Origin of the sequence: Collinsella sp. TM10-22 (genome assembly GCF_003466125.1) — a bacterium.
In the GTDB taxonomy this organism is placed as follows: domain Bacteria; phylum Actinomycetota; class Coriobacteriia; order Coriobacteriales; family Coriobacteriaceae; genus Collinsella.
Map to the genome: position 1 here is coordinate 24,106 of NZ_QSOC01000001.1, position 17,965 is coordinate 42,070.

General features: G+C 59.7%; 21 protein-coding genes and 1 riboswitch. Of the genes, 16 read left to right on the plus strand and 5 right to left on the minus strand.

What is annotated here, in order from left to right; genetic code table 11:
- Positions 1-126: 126 nt before the first annotated feature.
- The 10 genes from DXD94_RS00100 to DXD94_RS00145 all read left to right on the plus strand — a co-directional run bounded on the left by DXD94_RS00100 (position 127) and on the right by DXD94_RS00145 (position 8,046).
- On the plus strand, positions 127-927 hold the full coding sequence (locus DXD94_RS00100; protein WP_117734952.1) for a polyphenol oxidase family protein: 801 nt from the start codon (positions 127-129) through the stop codon (positions 925-927).
- Complete coding sequence (locus DXD94_RS00105) at positions 924-1,760, plus strand: phosphate ABC transporter substrate-binding protein (RefSeq protein ID WP_117734953.1); 837 nt, start codon at positions 924-926, stop codon at positions 1,758-1,760. Before DXD94_RS00100 ends, DXD94_RS00105 begins: the two co-directional genes overlap by 4 nt.
- Before the next feature lies 1 nt (position 1,761).
- Positions 1,762-2,688, plus strand: coding sequence for a phosphate ABC transporter permease subunit PstC (gene pstC, locus DXD94_RS00110; RefSeq protein WP_117762845.1), 927 nt, complete (start codon positions 1,762-1,764; stop codon positions 2,686-2,688).
- A 3-nt stretch (positions 2,689-2,691) separates the two neighbouring features.
- Positions 2,692-3,597 (plus strand): phosphate ABC transporter permease PstA, encoded by a 906-nt coding sequence (gene pstA / locus DXD94_RS00115; protein ID WP_117762846.1) that lies wholly within the window; start codon positions 2,692-2,694, stop codon positions 3,595-3,597.
- 12 nt (positions 3,598-3,609) lie between these two features.
- Complete coding sequence (gene pstB / locus DXD94_RS00120; protein ID WP_117647229.1) at positions 3,610-4,413, plus strand: phosphate ABC transporter ATP-binding protein PstB; 804 nt, start codon at positions 3,610-3,612, stop codon at positions 4,411-4,413.
- A 92-nt stretch (positions 4,414-4,505) separates the two neighbouring features.
- Positions 4,506-5,363 carry a PhoU domain-containing protein gene (locus DXD94_RS00125; protein ID WP_117734956.1) on the plus strand — a complete coding sequence of 286 codons (858 nt, stop codon included), beginning with the start codon at positions 4,506-4,508 and terminating at the stop codon, positions 5,361-5,363.
- Positions 5,364-5,483: 120 nt separating this feature from the next.
- Positions 5,484-6,221, plus strand: a complete 738-nt coding sequence (locus DXD94_RS00130; protein ID WP_117762847.1) for a YggS family pyridoxal phosphate-dependent enzyme — start codon at positions 5,484-5,486, stop codon at positions 6,219-6,221.
- Between the two features lie 60 nt (positions 6,222-6,281).
- Entirely contained in the window at positions 6,282-7,007 is a 726-nt protein-coding gene (locus tag DXD94_RS00135; protein WP_117734958.1) for a cell division protein SepF, read from the plus strand.
- 57 nt (positions 7,008-7,064) lie between these two features.
- The gene (locus DXD94_RS00140) at positions 7,065-7,310 is read left to right on the plus strand and encodes a YggT family protein (protein WP_199406628.1); all 246 of its coding nucleotides are present in this window, start codon (positions 7,065-7,067) and stop codon (positions 7,308-7,310) included.
- A 61-nt stretch (positions 7,311-7,371) separates the two neighbouring features.
- Positions 7,372-8,046: a DivIVA domain-containing protein gene (locus DXD94_RS00145; protein ID WP_117734960.1), complete on the plus strand. Its 675-nt coding sequence runs from the start codon at positions 7,372-7,374 to the stop codon at positions 8,044-8,046.
- Positions 8,047-8,222: 176 nt separating this feature from the next.
- Here DXD94_RS00145 and DXD94_RS00150 read toward each other — a convergent pair whose 3' ends face one another.
- The 3 genes from DXD94_RS00150 to DXD94_RS00160 all read right to left on the minus strand — a co-directional run bounded on the left by DXD94_RS00150 (position 8,223) and on the right by DXD94_RS00160 (position 10,777).
- Positions 8,223-8,753, minus strand: coding sequence for a nitroreductase family protein (locus DXD94_RS00150; protein ID WP_117762848.1), 531 nt, complete (start codon positions 8,751-8,753; stop codon positions 8,223-8,225).
- Between the two features lie 283 nt (positions 8,754-9,036).
- Positions 9,037-9,660: a DUF47 domain-containing protein gene (locus DXD94_RS00155; protein ID WP_117734961.1), complete on the minus strand. Its 624-nt coding sequence runs from the start codon at positions 9,658-9,660 to the stop codon at positions 9,037-9,039.
- A gap of 67 nt (positions 9,661-9,727) precedes the next feature.
- Complete coding sequence (locus DXD94_RS00160) at positions 9,728-10,777, minus strand: inorganic phosphate transporter (RefSeq protein ID WP_117734962.1); 1,050 nt, start codon at positions 10,775-10,777, stop codon at positions 9,728-9,730.
- Positions 10,778-11,026: 249 nt separating this feature from the next.
- Between DXD94_RS00160 and DXD94_RS00165 the strand changes: the two genes are divergently transcribed.
- The 5 genes from DXD94_RS00165 (at position 11,027) to DXD94_RS00185 (ending at position 14,838) form a co-directional block, all read left to right on the plus strand.
- On the plus strand, positions 11,027-11,365 hold the full coding sequence (locus DXD94_RS00165; protein ID WP_158564758.1) for a hypothetical protein: 339 nt from the start codon (positions 11,027-11,029) through the stop codon (positions 11,363-11,365).
- A gap of 83 nt (positions 11,366-11,448) precedes the next feature.
- Positions 11,449-12,144, plus strand: coding sequence for a Bax inhibitor-1 family protein (locus DXD94_RS00170; protein ID WP_117762850.1), 696 nt, complete (start codon positions 11,449-11,451; stop codon positions 12,142-12,144).
- Between the two features lie 137 nt (positions 12,145-12,281).
- Positions 12,282-13,412, plus strand: coding sequence for a TIGR02452 family protein (locus DXD94_RS00175; RefSeq protein WP_117762851.1), 1,131 nt, complete (start codon positions 12,282-12,284; stop codon positions 13,410-13,412).
- Between the two features lie 75 nt (positions 13,413-13,487).
- Positions 13,488-14,147, plus strand: a complete 660-nt coding sequence (locus DXD94_RS00180) for an SGNH/GDSL hydrolase family protein (RefSeq protein WP_158550217.1) — start codon at positions 13,488-13,490, stop codon at positions 14,145-14,147.
- 85 nt (positions 14,148-14,232) lie between these two features.
- Entirely contained in the window at positions 14,233-14,838 is a 606-nt protein-coding gene (locus tag DXD94_RS00185; RefSeq protein WP_233505133.1) for a pentapeptide repeat-containing protein, read from the plus strand.
- Between the two features lie 61 nt (positions 14,839-14,899).
- Here DXD94_RS00185 and thiD read toward each other — a convergent pair whose 3' ends face one another.
- Together thiD and thiC are read right to left on the minus strand one after the other, a co-directional pair.
- A complete protein-coding gene (gene thiD / locus DXD94_RS00190; protein WP_117734968.1) occupies positions 14,900-15,730 on the minus strand; it encodes a bifunctional hydroxymethylpyrimidine kinase/phosphomethylpyrimidine kinase in 831 nt (276 codons plus the stop codon).
- Positions 15,731-15,910: 180 nt separating this feature from the next.
- A complete protein-coding gene (gene thiC, locus DXD94_RS00195) occupies positions 15,911-17,245 on the minus strand; it encodes a phosphomethylpyrimidine synthase ThiC (protein ID WP_117762853.1) in 1,335 nt (444 codons plus the stop codon).
- Positions 17,237-17,353: riboswitch (TPP riboswitch) on the minus strand. It overlaps the preceding gene by 9 nt.
- A gap of 62 nt (positions 17,354-17,415) precedes the next feature.
- Between thiC and DXD94_RS00200 the strand changes: the two genes are divergently transcribed.
- Positions 17,416-17,937, plus strand: a complete 522-nt coding sequence (locus DXD94_RS00200) for a hypothetical protein (protein WP_117762854.1) — start codon at positions 17,416-17,418, stop codon at positions 17,935-17,937.
- Positions 17,938-17,965 lie beyond the last annotated feature (28 nt).

The following is a 17,965-nucleotide window of genomic DNA, read 5'->3' on the forward strand; positions in this document are numbered from 1 at the left end:
ATCTCTTTACGTTCCCTTTACGATTGCCTCCAGTGCAGCAGGTATCCTTTTAAGGAAGTATGACAGCCGTATAAACGCGGGCTGTAGCGGCGATGCCGCGTACTTGTGTTATTAGGAGGCTTTAGTATGGCAGCGCGTGCGGACAAAGTTTCGCGTGTCGACCATGATGGAGTTACGTTGGTGGAGGGCGCGACATCCTATGTTCGCTTTGCCTTCACCGAGCGCGTCGGTGGTGTTTCCGAAGATGCGTACTCCTCACTCAACTTGGGCTCGCATGTTGGCGATGATCCCTTTGCTGTTCAAGAAAATCGTCGTCGCGCGCTCGAGGCTATGGGTGCCGCCGAGTGCGAGCACAACCTGCTCGTTCCCAATCAGATCCATGGTGACCATATCGTTGCGGTGACCTCGAACGGCGCCGATGACCTTGAGGACGTTCGCGAGCAGATTGCCGAGGGCTGCGATGCCATCGTCTGTACGGCGCATAACGTGCCCGTGCTGCTCTGCTTTGCCGACTGCGTTCCCGTGGTGCTGGTGGCCCCCGGCGGATTTGCCGTGGTGCACTCCGGTTGGAAGGGCACGATTGCACGTATTTCCGCCAAGGCGTGCCAGGCGCTTTGCGATGCTGCCGGCTGCGATGCGAGCGACGTTTCCGCCTATATCGGTCCCCATATCTTGGGTGACGAATATGAGGTGTCCCAGGAACTCATGGATCGCTTTGCTGCCGAGTTCTCGTGCATCGATGCGAGCATCTCTCGCATGCTCGATCTTTCCGCTGCCATTTGCGAGGCACTGGTAGATGTCGGTGTCGACGCGGATAATATCGTGGATACCCAGCTTTCGACTGTGCGTCAGAACGACCGCTTTTATTCCTACCGTAACGAGAACGGCACCTGTGGGCGCCATGCTGCGATCGGCGTGATGCTATGAGAAAGATCGTATCGGTCCTGAGCGCCGCCGTGCTTACGCTTACGCTGTGCGCCTGTTCTTCGGGATCTTCTACTTCTTCCATTACCGTCGCCGGCTCGACCACCTGCCTACCCATTGCCGAGATTGCGGCCGAGGGCTTTAAGGAAGAGACCGGCATCGACGTACTTGTCTCCGGTCTGGGCTCCTCTGCGGGCATCGAGGCCGTCAGCAACGGCACGGCCGATATCGCCAGCTCATCTCGCGGCCTCAATGCCGACGAGCAGGATCTGGGCCTGACCCCGATTGTGATCGCGCACGACGGCATCGCGGTCATCGTGAACGACGATAACCCGGTCGATAACCTCTCGACCGGGCAGCTCCGCGATATTTACGCCGGCAAGATCACCAACTGGAAGGAAGTCGGCGGAGAGGACCTGAAGATCCAGGTCATCAACCGAGATGAGGCGTCCGGCACGCGTGAGGCCTTTCGCACCATCGTGATGGACGGTACCCCGTTCGATCGTCGCTCGGCCGTTCTTTCGGGCACGGGTCAGGTGCGCGACGTGGTATCTCGTTCGCGCGGTGCCATTGGCTACATTTCGCTGGGCTTCGTCGATAGCCTCAACGCCAAGACCTCGGTCAAGGCCGCCTCGGTCAATCATGTTGAGGCGTCCGAGAAGACGGTCGCGAGCGGCGGCTATCCCATCTCGCGTGACCTGTACTTCTTTGTGAAGGGTGCGCCTTCGCAGCAGGCGCAGGATTACATCGACTACGTGACGTCCGAAAAGATGGACAAGCAGATTCGCGAGGCGGGCTTTATTCCCGTCACCAACGACGAGAAGGGGAGTGAGTAGCATGGAAACACGGGAAAACTCCCAGACTGAGCAGAATGTTCAGGCGCCCAAGAAGCGCGAGCTGGCGCTCGTATCGCGCAGTACCTATATCAAGGAGAAGGCGCTGCAGTGGGTCTTCTTCGCCTGCGCGTTCTTGGCGGTCGTTACCGTCATCCTGATTTTTGTCTTTACCACGTACTCGGCGCTGCCCGTCTTTACCGACATTGGCCTGGCGGACTTCTTCAGCTTTACGTGGGCGCCCTCCGAGGGCCACTACGGCATTATGTCGCTGCTGGCCGGCTCGGGTCTCGTGACCGTCGGTGCGCTCGCCATGGGTGTGCCCCTGGGCGTGGGCACGGCCGTGTATCTGGTCGAGATCGCCAGCAAGCGCGTGCGCAAACTCATCAGCCCCGCCGTCGACCTGCTGGCGGGCATTCCCTCCATCATCTACGGTTTCTTTGGCATGATCATCATCCGTCCGTTTATCGCGCAACTGACCGGCGGTCTTGGTTTTGGTGCGCTGACGGCGTGGTTCGTGCTTGCTATCATGATCGTCCCTACCATCACCACGCTCACCATCGATGCTCTCAATTCCATTCCCATGGGCATTCGCGAGGCATCGTATGCCATGGGCGCCACCAAGTGGCAGACCATCTATAAGGTCGTGCTACCTGCCGCCAAGCTGGGTATCGTGGATGCCATCGTGCTGGGTATGGGCCGTGCCATCGGTGAGACCATGGCCGTGCTCATGGTCGTGGGTAACGCTCCGGTTATTCCCGACAGCATTGCGAGCCCCATCTCGACGCTCACGAGCCAGATCGCGCTCGACATGAGCTATTCCTCGGGTCTGCACCGCTCGGCGCTGTTCGGCATGGGTGTGGTCCTGTTTATCATCTCCGCCGCGCTGGTGGGCATCGTCCGTCTGATTTCCAAGAAGAAGAGGGGGTAGGCTATGTCCGATTCCGTTGACACGACGGTCGATACGACCTCGTCGCGCGAGCGCATCAAGCGTGCCCTTTCCCACGGCAAGAAGGGCCGCATCAACAAAGACCTGTCCAATAAGATCATGCTTGGCGTGTTCCGTGCCGCAGCATACATCACCACGCTGGTGCTGGTCGCTATCATCGCTTACGTGGTCATTAACGGTCTGCCGCATATCTCGTTCGACTTTATCTTCGGTTGGCCCCAGGGCGTCAACGCCGAGGGCGGCATTTGGCCCACGATCGTCTCGACCGTCTACGTGACGGCGCTCGCCATGCTTATCTGCACGCCGATCGCTGTGCTGGCAGCCGTCTATCTGGCCGAGTACGCCAAGCAGGGCAAGGTCGTCGAGCTCATACGCTACGCTGCTGACGCTTTGGCGTCGGTGCCCTCCATCGTTATGGGCCTGTTTGGCTACGCCTTGTTTGTCGAGGCCATGGGCCTGGGCCTTTCGATGGTCTCTGCCGCTCTGGCGCTGGCGCTTCTGATGCTGCCTATCGTCATGCGCACCACCGAAGAGGCCATTCGCGCCGTTCCGCGCTATATCCGTTGGGGCGCGTACGGCTTGGGCGCCACCAAGTGGCAGGTCGTCTCCAAGATCGTACTTCCTTCGGCCTTTGGTCGCATTGCCACCGGCATCGTCCTTGCCATCGGCCGCGCCATCGGCGAGACCGCCGTGGTGCTCTACACCATGGGCCAGGCCATCAATCTACCTATTTCGCCGCTCGATTCCGGCCGCCCCATGACGGTTCACCTGTACCTGCTTGCCAACGACGGCATCAACATGAACGCGGCCTACGGCACCGCGCTTTTGCTGATGGCGATTATTCTGGCCTTCAACCTGTTTGCGCGCTACCTGTCGCGCAAACGCCGCTAATTAAGGAGTCCCATGTCCGTCTATCAGTCCGCTCCCACGCCGGAGCAAGCAGCCATCACGGCCAAGGATTTCAACTTTTGGTACGGTGACTTTCATGCGCTGACGGGGCTCGACCTCAACATCGCAAAAAACGCCATCACCGCCTTCATTGGCCCTTCAGGCTGCGGCAAGTCAACGTTTTTGCGTTGCATCAACCGTATGAATGACCTTATCGAGGGTACCCGCGTCGAGGGTACCATGACGCTCGACGGCAATGATATCTATGCCGAGGGTGTCGACCCGGTCGACCTCCGTCGTCGCGTGGGCATGATCTTTCAGCAGCCCAACCCGTTTCCCAAATCCATCTACGAGAATGTCGCCTTTGGCCCTCGTCTGCAGGGCGTGACTAGCAAAAGCGACCTCGATGACATCGTGGAAGAATCGCTCAAGCGCGCCAACCTCTGGAAAGAGGTATCCAATCAGCTCAACAAGGATGGTTTGGCGCTCTCGGGCGGTCAGCAGCAGCGTCTGTGCATCGCCCGCGTGCTTGCGGTGCAACCCGATGTCCTTCTGATGGACGAGCCCTGCTCCGCCATCGACCCCACGTCCGTCTCTAAGGTCGAGGATCTGATGGCCGAGCTGGCGCCCGAGATGACGATTATCATCGTCACGCATTCTATGCAGCAGGCAGCTCGTATCAGCGACTACACCGCATTCTTCTTGCAGGAAGTTGCCGGCGAGCCCGCCACGCTCATCGAGTATGGTCAAACCGACGCGATCTTCACCAGCCCGGTGGACTCGCGTACGGAAGACTATATCACCGGCCGCTTTGGCTGATCGGTGCGACTAGTCCCAAGCCGATCGGACCTAGTCCGGTGCGTATTCACTGTGCGGGCGGCATGACCGCACCCAACTGATTGGAGTGAACCATGCGCAAACTGTTTTCCCGTCAGCTCATCGAGGCCCGTCACGAGATGCTGAGCATCTATGAGGCCGTCGATCTGGCCCTCCACGATGCCGTAAAGGCCTATGTGACCGACGACCGCAAGCTCGCCACCAAGACCAAGAAGCGCACGCTTTCGATTGACGCACGCTGCGCCAACCTGGAGGCCGTCTGCTACAACCTGATTGCCACGCAGTCACCGGTCGCCTCCGACTTCCGCCTGCTTCAGACGATCATCTATGTTGACTTTAACCTGCAGCGCATGACCGATAAGGTCCGTCAGATTTGCCGCGCCACGCGTCATATGATCAAGGCCGACATCTCGCTGCCCAAGGAGCTTGTCGGCACGGTCGAGGCCGAGGCTGAGGCCGTCTACCAGGTGCTGGGCTCTTCGCTTTCTGCGCTCGTCACCAATGACATGTCCATCATCTGCAACCTGGCCGTCGAGGACGAGCCAGTGCACGCTGCCTACGAGAAGTTCTTCCGCACCTTTAACCGTATGGATACGGGCGACTTTATGGACGACGACAGCAACTATGACGACCTGCGTCGCGCCATCATGGTTTCACGCTACCTCGATCGCATCGCTTCGATTTCCATCGATGCCGCTTGCCGTCTGACCTTCCTGTTGACTGGTCAGCGTATGAACGCCGGCGATATCGCCCGCACTGATGAGGATGAGCTCGAGAGCATGCGTGTGCCTTCGGGCGAGGGTGTTATCATGAGGCCCGCCGTCGACGCGCGCTACGTTGCCAAGGTGCCTGCTAACGAGGTTAGCGAGGGCCTGCGCTACCTGCTGGATCATCTTGAGGATGAAGACGATGGCGAGGACGACGAGGAGTAGGGTAGCTCCGCTCGTTGAGAGATTGTAAATACCTGAGGGAGCGCGGCCTTGCGGATGCGGGGCCGCGCTCTTGCGTTAGCATGGAACTACTTGTTGTGCTGTCTGCGGAGGCGATTTGCCATGGATAACAATTTTGACTTGATGCGCGCTCGCCGCGAGCAGATACTCGAGCGCTTTTATGCCGCGCTCGATCGCGCTGGGAGGCCCCACGATGCCGCGCGTTTGATTGCCGTGTCCAAGACCGTTGGCGTCGACGAGACCATCGCGGCCATTCGGGCGGGGTATCGCCATTTTGCCGAGAACCGCCCGCAAGAGCTCGTCCGCAAGCTTACGGGTCTGGCGGAGCATCCGGAGCTGCCCGAGGTGCGTTTCGATATGATCGGCAACCTTCAGACTAACAAGATCAATGCGGTGCTGGGCTCAGCCGAGCTAATCCATTCGGTGGGGTCGCTTCATCTGGCGCAGGCTATCTCGAGCCGTGCGACTCGTAAGATCGAGGCGGGCGAGCTGGTTGCTCCCCAGCAGGTGCTGATTGAGGTCAACGTGAGCGGCGAGGAGTCCAAGGGCGGTTTTTCGCCCGATGAGATTCGCGCCGCCGCGGGTGAGCTTGCAGAGCTTGAGGGAATTTGCGTGCAGGGGCTTATGACTATGGCGCCCCGGGGGAATAAGGATGTGGCACGCCGCACCTTTGCGGGGCTTCGTGAGCTGAGGGATGAGCTGGAGGCAGCGCATCCCGATTTGAACCTGCCTGAGCTTTCCTGCGGCATGAGCGAGGACTTTGAGCCTGCCCTTGAGGAGGGCTCTACGCTCGTTCGCCTGGGCAGGGTAGTATTTAGCCCGGAGTTTGCAGTAAAATAGGGCTCTGAAGTGCGCACTGGTTTACAGAGCGCCTGCACTAAACCGTGAGAGGACACAACCATGGGCTTCCTTGACGAGATTAAAAATAAGATGCACCTGGGCGGCCAGCAGGGTTACGACCAGGGCTATAGCCAGGATGACGACTACGGCTACGATGACGGCTACGACGACGGCTATCAGGGCGGCGGCTACAGTGGTGCTTCGGGCGAGGGCTTCTATACCCAGGACGAGCCGAGCAACGGCCTGCTGGGCCAGACGCGCCGCGGTGAAGCTGAGTCGGTTGCCGTGTATACGCGCTCCGGTCAGCTGGTCGGCGATGACTCGCGTCATGCAACGACGTACAATCCGCCGTCGCGTTCTCAGGATACGGTCACCGGTGGCTATCGTCCCGGCGCCTACGACACGCCGTCGAGCTATGCCGAGAGCGCCCGTGCTCGCGCCGCGGCGCCTGCGCCCGCCCCTGCGCCGAGCGACGCCTCGGCCTATGCGAGCAACATCATCAACGCCACGCCGCAGCTGCCTGCCTATGTCCTGCGTCCCGAGAGCTATGATGACGTTGAGACCGTTGTCCGTCGTGTGCGTACCAAACAGCCCGTCGCGCTGATTTTTGTCGGCGTTCGCACCGAGGTCGCCAAGCGTGTCCTGGACTTTAGCTATGGCTTTGCCTGTGGCCTGGGCGCTACGGTCAAAGAAGTGGGCGATCGCGTGTTCATGGTGCTGCCCGCCGGCTGCGAGGTCAAGGATTCGGACCTCAAGAAGCTTCGTGCCGACGGCTACCTTAAGTAAACCCAAGACGAGGAGATTCTCATCAACATCTACACCATTGTCCAGCTGGTCAACACGCTGTTCAACTTCTACTCCACGCTCATCGTGGTCTATTGCTTTATGACGTGGATTCCCATGAAGCAGGGCGGCCTGCTGCAGGATATCGCTGCAGTGCTCGATAGCGTCTGCGGCCCGTGGCTCAACCTCTTTCGTCGGTTTATCCCGCCGATGGGCGGCGTTGATTTTTCGCCGGTCGTTGCGATTATTGCGTTGCAGTTGGTGCAGAGACTGGTTCTGCAGCTTCTTATAGGTATACTCGTATAGAACTGACTTAGTAACTTACGTCGGGCGTGTAGCGCCGAGGCGATGAAAAAGGAGACTTGTTATGGCTATTACCCCTGCAGACATCCAGGCTCAGACTTTCTCTGAGGCCAAGCGTGGCTACGATCCTGCCGAGGTCGACGTCTTCTTGGAGACGCTGTCTTCCGAGGTTGACGCTATGCTCGCTAAGATCGTCGACCTTAAGGGCCGTCTGACTGCTACTGAGCAGCAGCTTGCCGATGCACAGGCTCAGCTTGCCCAGGCTCAGGATACCGCCGCCCAGGCCGCCCCTGCCGCCCCCGTGGCCGCTCCCGCCCCTGACTTCTCCGCTCAGGAGCGCCAGATTTCCGCTGCCCTGATCGCTGCCCAGCAGACCGCTGAGACCATCGTCAACGATGCCAATGAGAACGCTGAGCGTATCCGCAACGAGGCTGACGCCAAGGCCCGCGAGGTTATCCGCCAGGCTCTGACCGAGAAGCAGGCCGAGCTCGAGGAAATCGACCGTCTGAAGGCTTCCCGCGAGGAGTTCAAGGCCGAGTACCTCAAGCTCATCCAGCACTTTATGGACGACGCCCAGAACTCCTTCCCGGCCGACCTCATGGCCTCCACGCCGGTTGGTTCTGCCGCTTCTCCTGCGGTGACTGTTCCCGCCGAGCCGCTGCCCGTCGCCGATCCGGTTGTCCCCGTGGCCGATCCCTTCGCCCCGATCGACAACTTCGCTGCCGACGACCTGGACTAACATTCGGCCTACAATTTAGTGCCTAGAAAGGACCCGCAGCTTGCGGGTCTTTTTTTATGACTGTGCAGGGTGTGCAGGGGTGCGCAACATAAAAAACCGAGCCCTGCACATAGTGGCGCAGAACTCGGTGAACGGGTGAGCGGTCAAGGGTAGGTTTTGCGGCATGTCCCAAAAATCTACTTGAGGAGGAAGTCGGAGAGGGGAATGGTGCGGGCCTCTCGATGCTCGGGGTCGGCGATATGGTCGGCAGGATAGCCACAGACGAGCATGTGATAGGGATAGACACCCTCGGGCAGGTCGAACTGCTCACGGGCCACCTCAGGCTTAAAATGGCACACCCAGCACGTTCCCAGGCCCTGCTCGGTGGCCTCCATCATCATCTGATCACACACGATGGACGTATCGATTTCACTGGAATTCATCTGATCATACGGGCGCACCCAAGCATCATCGGTAACGCTGCAAATGAGGAAGACAAGCGGAGCCCCAAAGATAGACCCATCACGAGCAAACCGAGGCTGACAAGCAGCAGCCTTCTCCAACAGCTCGGGCGTATCCAGCACCATCACACGAGAAGGATGATTATTACAAGCAGAAGGAGCAATCCGCCCAGCTTCAACAACAGCATCAATCACCGCCCGCTCCACAGCACGATCCTCAAACAAACGACAAGAATACCGAGAACGAGCCAAATCCAAGTAGCTCATAACAAAGCCCTCCAAAGTCAACGAATCAATCCCAAGTCAACCAAAAAGGTACCCAAAGCAACACCCACCCAAACGCTCAGCACAGCCCCAAAGTATTCTTTCGAGCATCAAGGGCCGCATCAGCCAAGACCTCATTACACCCAAACCATCAGCCAAAGTTTCAATGGCGGTACGTAAGGGAGCGGGCCCGACCACTAATACCTTTCGAACGACTCTGCAAAGCAGCCGGAGTGAGAAAGGCATTAGTGGTCGGGCCCGCGACCGGTGGGATACGTACAGCTAATTAACTGTTCTTCATGACAATCGAATCCACGACATCGGCCACATTCTCACAGCAGTCGGCGCAGTACTCCAGGAAGGCATATACGTCACGCCAGGCGATGACCTCGAGCGGGTCCTTGCCGTTGACGTGCAGGTTGCGCATGGCGTTGATGTAGAGCTCGTCGGCCTCGGACTCGATGGTGTTGATCTGGATGACCAGTTCGCGCAGCGTTTTGGACTTGCGGTAGTTGGGCAGCTCGACCATCAGGTCCTTCATGGCGCGGCAAGCGTCGGTCACCTTGTGGGCGATGACGATGGCGTCGGGATGGATGCTCTGAATGTTGGTGAAGTAGACGCGCTGCACGACGCCCTCGATGCGGTCGAGCACGGTGTCGAGTGAGCAGCTCATCAGATTCAGATCCTCGCGCTCGAGCGGGGTGATAAAGGCGGTGAGCAGGGCGTCTTCAAGCTCGTGGTGCTTCTTGTCTGCCGCATGCTCAATGGCATGCATCTCCTCGAGCATATCGTGAATCTTCGCGGGATCGAAGTTCTCAAAAATCTGGGTAAGCAGCTCGGCGGCCTGGACGGCGAGGTCGGCGCAGGCGACGTAGTTGTCAAAGTAGAACGAATTGGGTTTCTTTGCCATGGGTGGGTCCTTTCGAGGCGAAGACGGGTAGGCGAAGTGTTGCGGTCCGGATGGACACTCGGTTTGACTAGAGGAACATCATGAACAGCTTGGCCATGAAAAAGCTGATGAGTCCGCAAGCGGGGAAGGTGAAGAACCAGGTGAACATCATGTCCTTGACGACGCCGAAGTTGATGGCTGAGAGGCGCTTGACGGCGCCGACGCCCATGATGGCGCAGGTTTTGATGTGCGTGGATGACACGGGGATGCCGGTAAGGGTGGCAAGTAGCAGGTTCGCGGCGCCCGCGAGGTCGGCAGAGAAACCCTGATACTTCTCGAGCTTAACCATGCTCTGGCCGACGGACTTGATGATGCGCTCGCCGCCCACGCTGGTGCCGATACCCATAGTGGCCGAGCACAGCAGCATAATCCAGATGGGGATGCCGGCATCGCCGACGCTCGTCTGGCCGTTGGCGAAGGCCACGCCTAAAAAGAGCACGCCGATGAACTTTTGTCCATCCTGCGCGCCGTGCATGAAGCTCATGGCCGCGGCACTCGCGATCTGAGCGTATTTAAAGAAGACGTTGGCACGTCGCCTGTTGGCGGCGGCAAAAAGAATCGAGACGAGCTTGCACAGGACCCAGCCCATGACAAAGCCCAGGCCGATGGAGAGCGCCAGGCCGTAGATGACCTTCATCCACTCGTGGACGTTGACGCTGCTCGCGCCGCCGAGGGCGATAGCGGCACCGGTCAGGCCGGCGATAAGGCTGTGGCTTTGCGAGGTGGGGATGCCAAAACGCGACGCTGTGGCGCCGTAGACGACGATGGAGAACAGCGCCGCGCACAGGCACGCGAGCGCCATGGTGCTATTTCCGCCAAAGTCGACGATATGTGAGATGGTGTTGGCGACGCTCGCGTTAAAGTGCGTCATGATGAGCACGCCGAGGAAGTTGAATGCGGCGCTCATGAGAATGGCAGCGCGGGCGGGCATGCAACGCGTAGTGACGCAGGTCGCGATGGCGTTGGGCGCGTCGGTCCATCCGTTGACGAAGATGGCGCCGAGCGCGAGAATCACGGTGACGGCAAGGACTGGGTTCGACACAAGTTGGCCGAGGAAGGTTGAGAACGTTACGTCCATATATGGGCTTTCTCGAAGTTTGCAGACACGTTACAAAAACATGATAAATCGTATCACCTCCTGCGGGTTTCTTTACCGAGTTCTGATGGGAGAAGTGAATTATTGGGTACTAAAATTGAATATTAGCCCTGTTGACCTCCGGTGTTCTTTTTGCTAACACGTCGTGCGGACGTGCGCATGCGGTCCGACACGCCAAAACCACAGCCTGTTCGCTTTACAATATGCAAACATGCGTTCGATAATAGGGGCATGGAATATCGACAGGCAGATGGCAAAACTCGGCGCGTGCACAAGCAGTATGTGGACGTCGTGGCTCGCATCCTCGCGGGCGGACAAGTCGTGCCGGTCACCGTCTGCTGGGTTGACGGTCGCTGCTTTACGATTGACGAGATTGTCTCGACCACTGGGTTTGGCCTGACGGTTCACGGCATTCGTACGGCAACCTATAAGGTTCGTTTTGGCGGTCATGCGACCGAGTTGTATCTGGAGGACCAGGCGCACGAACGGCCGGACGGCTCGCAGACCCACGTGATGCGTTGGTGGGTCTGGGCGTTTGACCGCACGCTCGAGGGTGAGCGCCGCAGGTAAGAGGGCGCGGCATTCGGGTACAATGGCAGGAATCTTGTCGCTTAAGGCGCTGCTGTCGCGGCGCTATCTGAAAGGACGAAAGCATGAATGATATCCAGGGCTATCAGAACGGCCCCATCGAGACCGGTGCAAGCCGTGCCAAGGAGATGTCGCCGCGTGCGTACAACCTTGTCATGTCCGCCCTGATCTTTTTGGGCTTTTGCGCCATGGGTGCCGGCGCCTACTTTACGAGCACCATGGCGTTTGCCCGCATGATGATGAGCGGCGCCGCTTTGCCGCTGGTCTTTGGCTCGTTTATTTTGACCATCGTCGGCATTGTCATGATGTCGGCTGCCGCGGGCAAGCAGTCTGTGGGCCTGTCGCTCACGGGTTACGTGATCTTTGCGAGCACCTTTGGCCTGACCGCGTCGTTTGGCCTTGCCAACTACGACCTGCCCACCATCAACACCGCCTTTATCGCCACCGCCGCCATCACCTTTGTCTTTGGCGCGCTGGGCGTGACCTTCCCCAAGTTCTTCCAGCGCGTGTACGGCATCGGTTTTGGCGTTCTGCTTGCCACGATCCTGATCGAGATCGTGCTGATGTTTATGGGTGTTTCGCAGTCTATTACCGACCTGATCGTAATCGTGGTGTTCGCCGGTTTTATTGGCTACGACACCTATGTGGCCACGACGGTGCCGCCCACGCTGCCCAACGCCGTGCTCATGGCGTCCAACCTGTTCGTGGATATCATCAACGTGTTCCTGCGCATCCTGAATATCCTTGGTCGTCGCGACTAGCGGCGAGTTGCAGCGGTGCTTGCCGTGCGCGTAAATCAATGCGAAAGGCGGTCCTTCGGGGCCGTCTTTTTTGTACGCGGCGGGGTATCATGGATGGGAAAAGCCGATAACGGCAGCGACAGGAAAGGTGACCACTTATGGCAGACGTCGACAACAGGAACCGTAACCGCAGGACCGGCCGCGCAGGGCAGCCCAACCCCAAGCGCGAGGCCCGTGCCAAGGCCGCCGAGCGTCACGTGGCAACTGTGTCCGAGGCGTGTGCCAAGGATATCGAGCGCTCGCTTGCCGGCGTGCGCGAATTCGACGGTATGCCTGCCGGTTTTGTCGCGGCGATGAAGGCCAAGGCCCAGGCGGCTGCGGCTGCCGAGGAGCAGGTTGCCGAGGAGTCTGAGTCCGCCGAGGTCGAGGCCGCTGAGGTTGCGTCCGTCGAGACCGAGGTCACGGACGAGTCTGCGCCTGCCGAGGAACCCGCAGAGACCGAGTCCGCGCCTACCGAGGAGCCCGCTCCGACTCTGCCCGAGGTCACCGTGCTTGATGCCTCCGCCACGCAGGCCATTCTGGACAACGGCCGCGGCTATGCGCAGTTCTGCGACATGGCAGTGCTCGCCTTTGCCTCGTTCACCAACCCGGGTGGCGGCTACATCCAGGGCTATCTGGGCCAGGAGGCTACGCTCTGCGCCGATTCGTATCTGTACAACGTGCTCGACAAGCAGCGCAAGTGGTATGGCGAGAACCGTCGCCGCAATATCAACTGCGAGCTCTACCGCAACCGTGCGCTGGTAGTGCCTGCGGTGCGTTTTGACCGCAACCATGTGCATGCGTATGCCGATGTGATCGTGGCCGCCGCGCCCAATGCCAAGCGCGCACGCCAGGAGTACCGCGTGAGCGACGATGCGCTGCTGGACGCGCTGCGCGACCGTATCCGCTTTGTGCTCGCCATCTGCGACGAGCTGGGTCGCGAGAAGCTCGTACTGGGCGCTTGGGGCTGCGACAACAACGGCTTTGACGCCGAGGCCGTGGCTGAGCTCTTCCGCAAGGAGCTCGCATCGGGCGACTTCAAGGTCAAGCAGGTCTTCTTTGCTGTGCCCTCTACGCGCTGGGACGAGGACTTCGCCAAGTTCGAGCACGTGTTGGCAAACTTCCCCGAGCGCAACGAGGAGTCCTATGCCCAGGTTGCCGCCCGCGCTGCGGCCGCCCGTGCCGCCGAGCAGGCTCGGGCCGCTGCCGAGGACGATGAGGATGACGACGACTGGCGCAAATACTTGTAAACTGTGCGCGTGATGCGACATGCCGAGCCGACGGGGGCTGCTCCCGTCGGCTTTTTATTGAGTGGGGAGCTTACGATGAAAAACGTTCTATGCTTTGGCGACAGCAACACCTATGGTTACGATCCGGCTGGTATGCGCGACGGCACCGCGGTGCGCTATGCGCAGGATGTGCGCTGGTGCGGCGTGGCGCAGCGTGACCTGGGCGAGGGCTGGCATGTGATTGAGGAGGGGCTCAACGGCCGTACGACGGTGCGCGACGATATGTGCCACCTGGACACTAACCTCAACGGCATTCGCGCGCTTCCGATGCTGCTCGAGGCCCATAAGCCGCTGGACGCCATTGTGATCATGCTGGGCACCAACGACTGTAAGACGGTCTTTAACGTGACGGCTTCCGATATAGCCCGTGGCGCCATGGCGCTGATTCGCGCCGTCCGCGCGTTTTCGTGGACCGACGCTGCGCCTTGTCCGCGCATTCTGCTGATGGCTCCCATCAAGATCAAGCCGCAAATCGCCGATGTGTATATGACCGATTTTGACGAGCATTCCGTCGAGGCCTCGGAGCATTTTGCCGAGTACTACGCGCACGTAGCCGAGCAGCTTGGCTGCGACTTTTTGAATGCCGCCGACTTTGCCGAGCCGGGCGATATCGACTATCTGCATATGATGCCCGAAAGCCACGAGAGCTTGGGACATGCCGTGGCAGCCAAGCTCCAAGAGATGCTCGGTGAGTAGCGCAGCCCCAAACCACCACAAAGGGGACAGGCACTTTTGTGGTGGTTTTGCCCGGGTAAACGAGCGGCTTGGCTGCCACATGGGCATGGATGAGCTCATTGACCTGTTTGCCGAGGGGGATGAGCTTGTCTCCAATACCGCTTTTGAGGAGCTGGAGCTCGCCTATGACGTGGCGAACGGTGCGACCTTTGACGGCATCGTGTTCCGCTCCTGCGTATTCGATGGCGTCGATTGGAGTGGTTCGACGTTTCGTGACGTCGTATTTCGCGGTTGTCGCTTTATCCGCTGCAATATGGAAGGCTGCTGGCTCAACCGATGCGACTTTGTTGATTGCTCGGCGCCGGGGCTCAACTTGGTCAAGGCGCGCCTGTCGAACGTTTCGTTTGCATCATGCGACCTGAGCTACGCGAACCTTTCGGAGGGACGCATTGGCCCCATCACGGCGTGCGATGTGCGCCTGACCGAGGCGGCGCTCCAGGGGGCCAAGCTGGGGCAGCTGCGGCTGGATAGCTGCGACCTGACACGAGTTGATGTGTTCAAGACACCGCTGTGTGGTGTTGATGTATCGCGCTGCACGTTTGAGGCTCCCGTTGTTTCGGGCGACTACCGTGAGTTGCGAGGCCTGACAGTCAATGCCGAACAGGCGCTCGCGCTTTCGGGCTTGCTCGGCATCCAACTCGCAGACGATTAAGTGGTAAAAGAAAAACCACCACAAAGGTGCCTGTCCCCTTTGTGGTGGTTTTGCTGCAGGGCTAGTAATTCCACATGTGGTTGACGGGGCCGGAACCTTTGCCCATGTCAAAGCCGGCGGCGAGGGCGCCCGTTAGGTAGGCCTTGCCGGCGTTGACGGCGTCGGCAAGATCCATGCCCTGGGCCAGCGCGCAGGCGATAGCGGACGAGAGCGTGCAGCCGGTGCCATGCGTGTTGCCGGTCTCGATGCGCTTGTGACGGAACCACGTGGTGAGCGGATCGCCCAGGTGGTTGCCCTCGTCATCGAGCGGCGCGGGCTCCGCCAGCACGTCGTTGGCCTCGTTGACAAGATGTCCGCCTTTAACCAAAGACGCGCATCCAAAGCGGCGGGTGAGGAGCATGGCGGCATTTTGCTGCGTGCGCTCGGAATCGACCTCGTAGTCGAGCAGTGCCATGGCCTCGGGGATATTGGGCGTGATGACCGTTGCCAACGGGAACAGGCGACGCGTGAGCGCCTCGGCGGCATCCTCGGCAATGAGTCGAGCGCCCGAGGTGGCTACCATGACGGGGTCCACGACCACGTTCGTTGCGTTCCAGGCGCTCAAGCGGTCGGCGATGACTTCGATAATCTCGACAGAAGAAACCATGCCGATCTTGACGGCGCTCGGGCGGATGTCGTCAAAGACGGCGTCGATCTGCGCGGCGACGATATCTGGCGAGATATTCTGCACGGCGGTGATGCCCAGGGTGTTTTGCGCCGTGATGGCGGTTATGGCCGTCTCGGCATACAGACGGTGCGCCGTAATGGTTTTGATGTCGGCTTGAATGCCGGCGCCACCGCTGGAATCGGATCCTGCGATGGACAGGACGGCAGGTACCTTGCTGCGATCCATGTTCGCTCCCTTGTTCGGTCGGAATCAAATGGGTCTTTAAGCTAGCATTATAAAGATGCCCGGGCCGACTCTATGTCGAACCCGGGCGGGCGGTGCAATCTTTACGCAAATGCAAGAAAATGTTCACACGTCAACAACGGTCGACGTCGCGGTGCTTCCAAAAGCAATCGTGGCGACGAGTTAGTCCTCCATGCCGAGGTCGATCGTCGTGCCTTCGAACACCTTGTTGACAGTGCGAACGGCGCACATCTTGCCGCACATGGTGCAGGTGCCCTCGGTGGCGGCGGGGGATTCCTCGTAGCGCTTCTTGCCGGTGACCGGGTCGAGGGCGCACTTCCACATGGCGTCCCAGTCGAGCTTGCGGCGTGCCTGACCCATCCTGTCGTCCATGTCACGGGCGTGCGGTACCTTCTTGGCGATGTCGGCGGCGTGTGCGGCAATCTTGGTGGCCATGAGGCCATCGAGCACATCCTGAGCGTTGGGCAGGCACAGGTGCTCGGCCGGCGTCACGTAGCACAAAAAGTCGGCACCCGAGCTCGCGGAGATGGCGCCACCAATGGCGGCGGTGATGTGGTCGTAGCCCACGCCGATATCGGTCACCAGCGGCCCCAGCACATAGAACGGGGCGTTGTGGCACAGGCGCTTCTGCAGCTTCATGTTGGCGGCGATCTCGTCGAGCGCCATGTGACCCGGACCCTCGACCATGACCTGGACGCCGGTGGCCCAGGCGCGCTTGCACAGCTTGCCCAGCTCGATCATCTCGGCGGTCTCGGTTGCGTCGTTGGAGTCGTAGAGACAGCCCGGGCGGCAGGAGTCGCCGAGCGAAATCGTCACGTCGTACTCGTGGCAGATCTCGAGCACCTCGTCGTAGAACTCGTAGAAGGGGTTCTCGTTACCGGTGACCTCCATCCAACCAAACAGCAGCGAGCCGCCGCGGCTGACGATGTTCATGAGGCGGCCAGTCTCCTTAAAGGTCTTGATGACCGACTTGTTGATGCCGCAGTGGATGGTCATAAAGTCCACGCCGTCCTCGGCATGCGCGCGCACGACCTCGAGCAGATCGTCCTTGGTCAGCTTGACCAGCGGCTTTTCCATGTAGCCGATGGCATCGTACATCGGCACCGTGCCCACCATGAGCGGCGTCTCGTCGATGAGCTGCTGGCGGAACTGGCGCGTCTTGCCCGAGTTGGAGAGGTCCATGATGGCGTCGGCGCCAAAGTCCTCGGCGATCTTGACCTTCTTCCACTCCTCGGCGGCATCGGCCTTATCGCCCGAGATGCCCAGGTTGACGTTGACCTTGGTGGACAGGCCCTCACCGACGCCAAAGGCGCGCATGCCTTTTTTGATATGCACGATGTTGGCGGGGATGGCGATGCGGCCGTCGGCCACGCGCTCGCGGATGTACTCGGGGTCGCGATGCTCGCGCTCGGCAACCTCCTTCATCTGCGGCGTGATCTGCCCGGCGCGGGCGAAGTCGATTTGCGTGACGAGCTTGGGCTCGGTCTGTGTGCTCATTGGCACGGCTCCCTTCGTTGGCATTACCCATATCAGGTTTGCGGGTCAGGGCGGGCGCGCCCAATCTCAGCCTGCCGTCTTGTCCTGCAAGCCCCCCGTTATGTCATGGGCTCAAGTATAGCCTGAATGGGTACGATTGGGCCAACGAGCGTGCCTGCGGGGAGGCGAACATGGAAGACAAGCATCTATATCGAGAGACGCAATGGGATGTATCGGCCGAGGAGGGCCGTGCGCACCATGGCCTTGTCGCGATTGGTTTTGCGGTGCTTGCCGTGTTGGTGATTGCCTTTTGTATTTGGACGTTTGGCGGTCGCGGCGGCGCTGGCTGGGAGTTCGAGGTTGATGATAGCCTACCGATTATGACGGTGAGGAGTACTGGCGGTAATGCCAATACGCTCGCCGTTCCGGGCGATTATTGGTACCCGCGCGATGAGTTTGTGCAGCTGCAGCTGAGTGGTGGGTCCATTCCAGGTGAAGAAATCGAACGCGTGACGTTTGATGCGGCGCTCAAAACGCTGACGGTGAAGCTCAAAAATCAAGGAGACGTTCCCACGACGATGGATATCGCGCTGACGGAATGGCGCCTGGAGCCCCCGTCGGGCGTCAAAGTGTCCGAGGTGGAGTACGTCAAGATTACCTATCAGGACGGCTTGACAAATGAAATTGCCAAAGCCGACGGCTTGGCGGAATAGACGCCGTGCCTAGGTAGCACATTCAAAG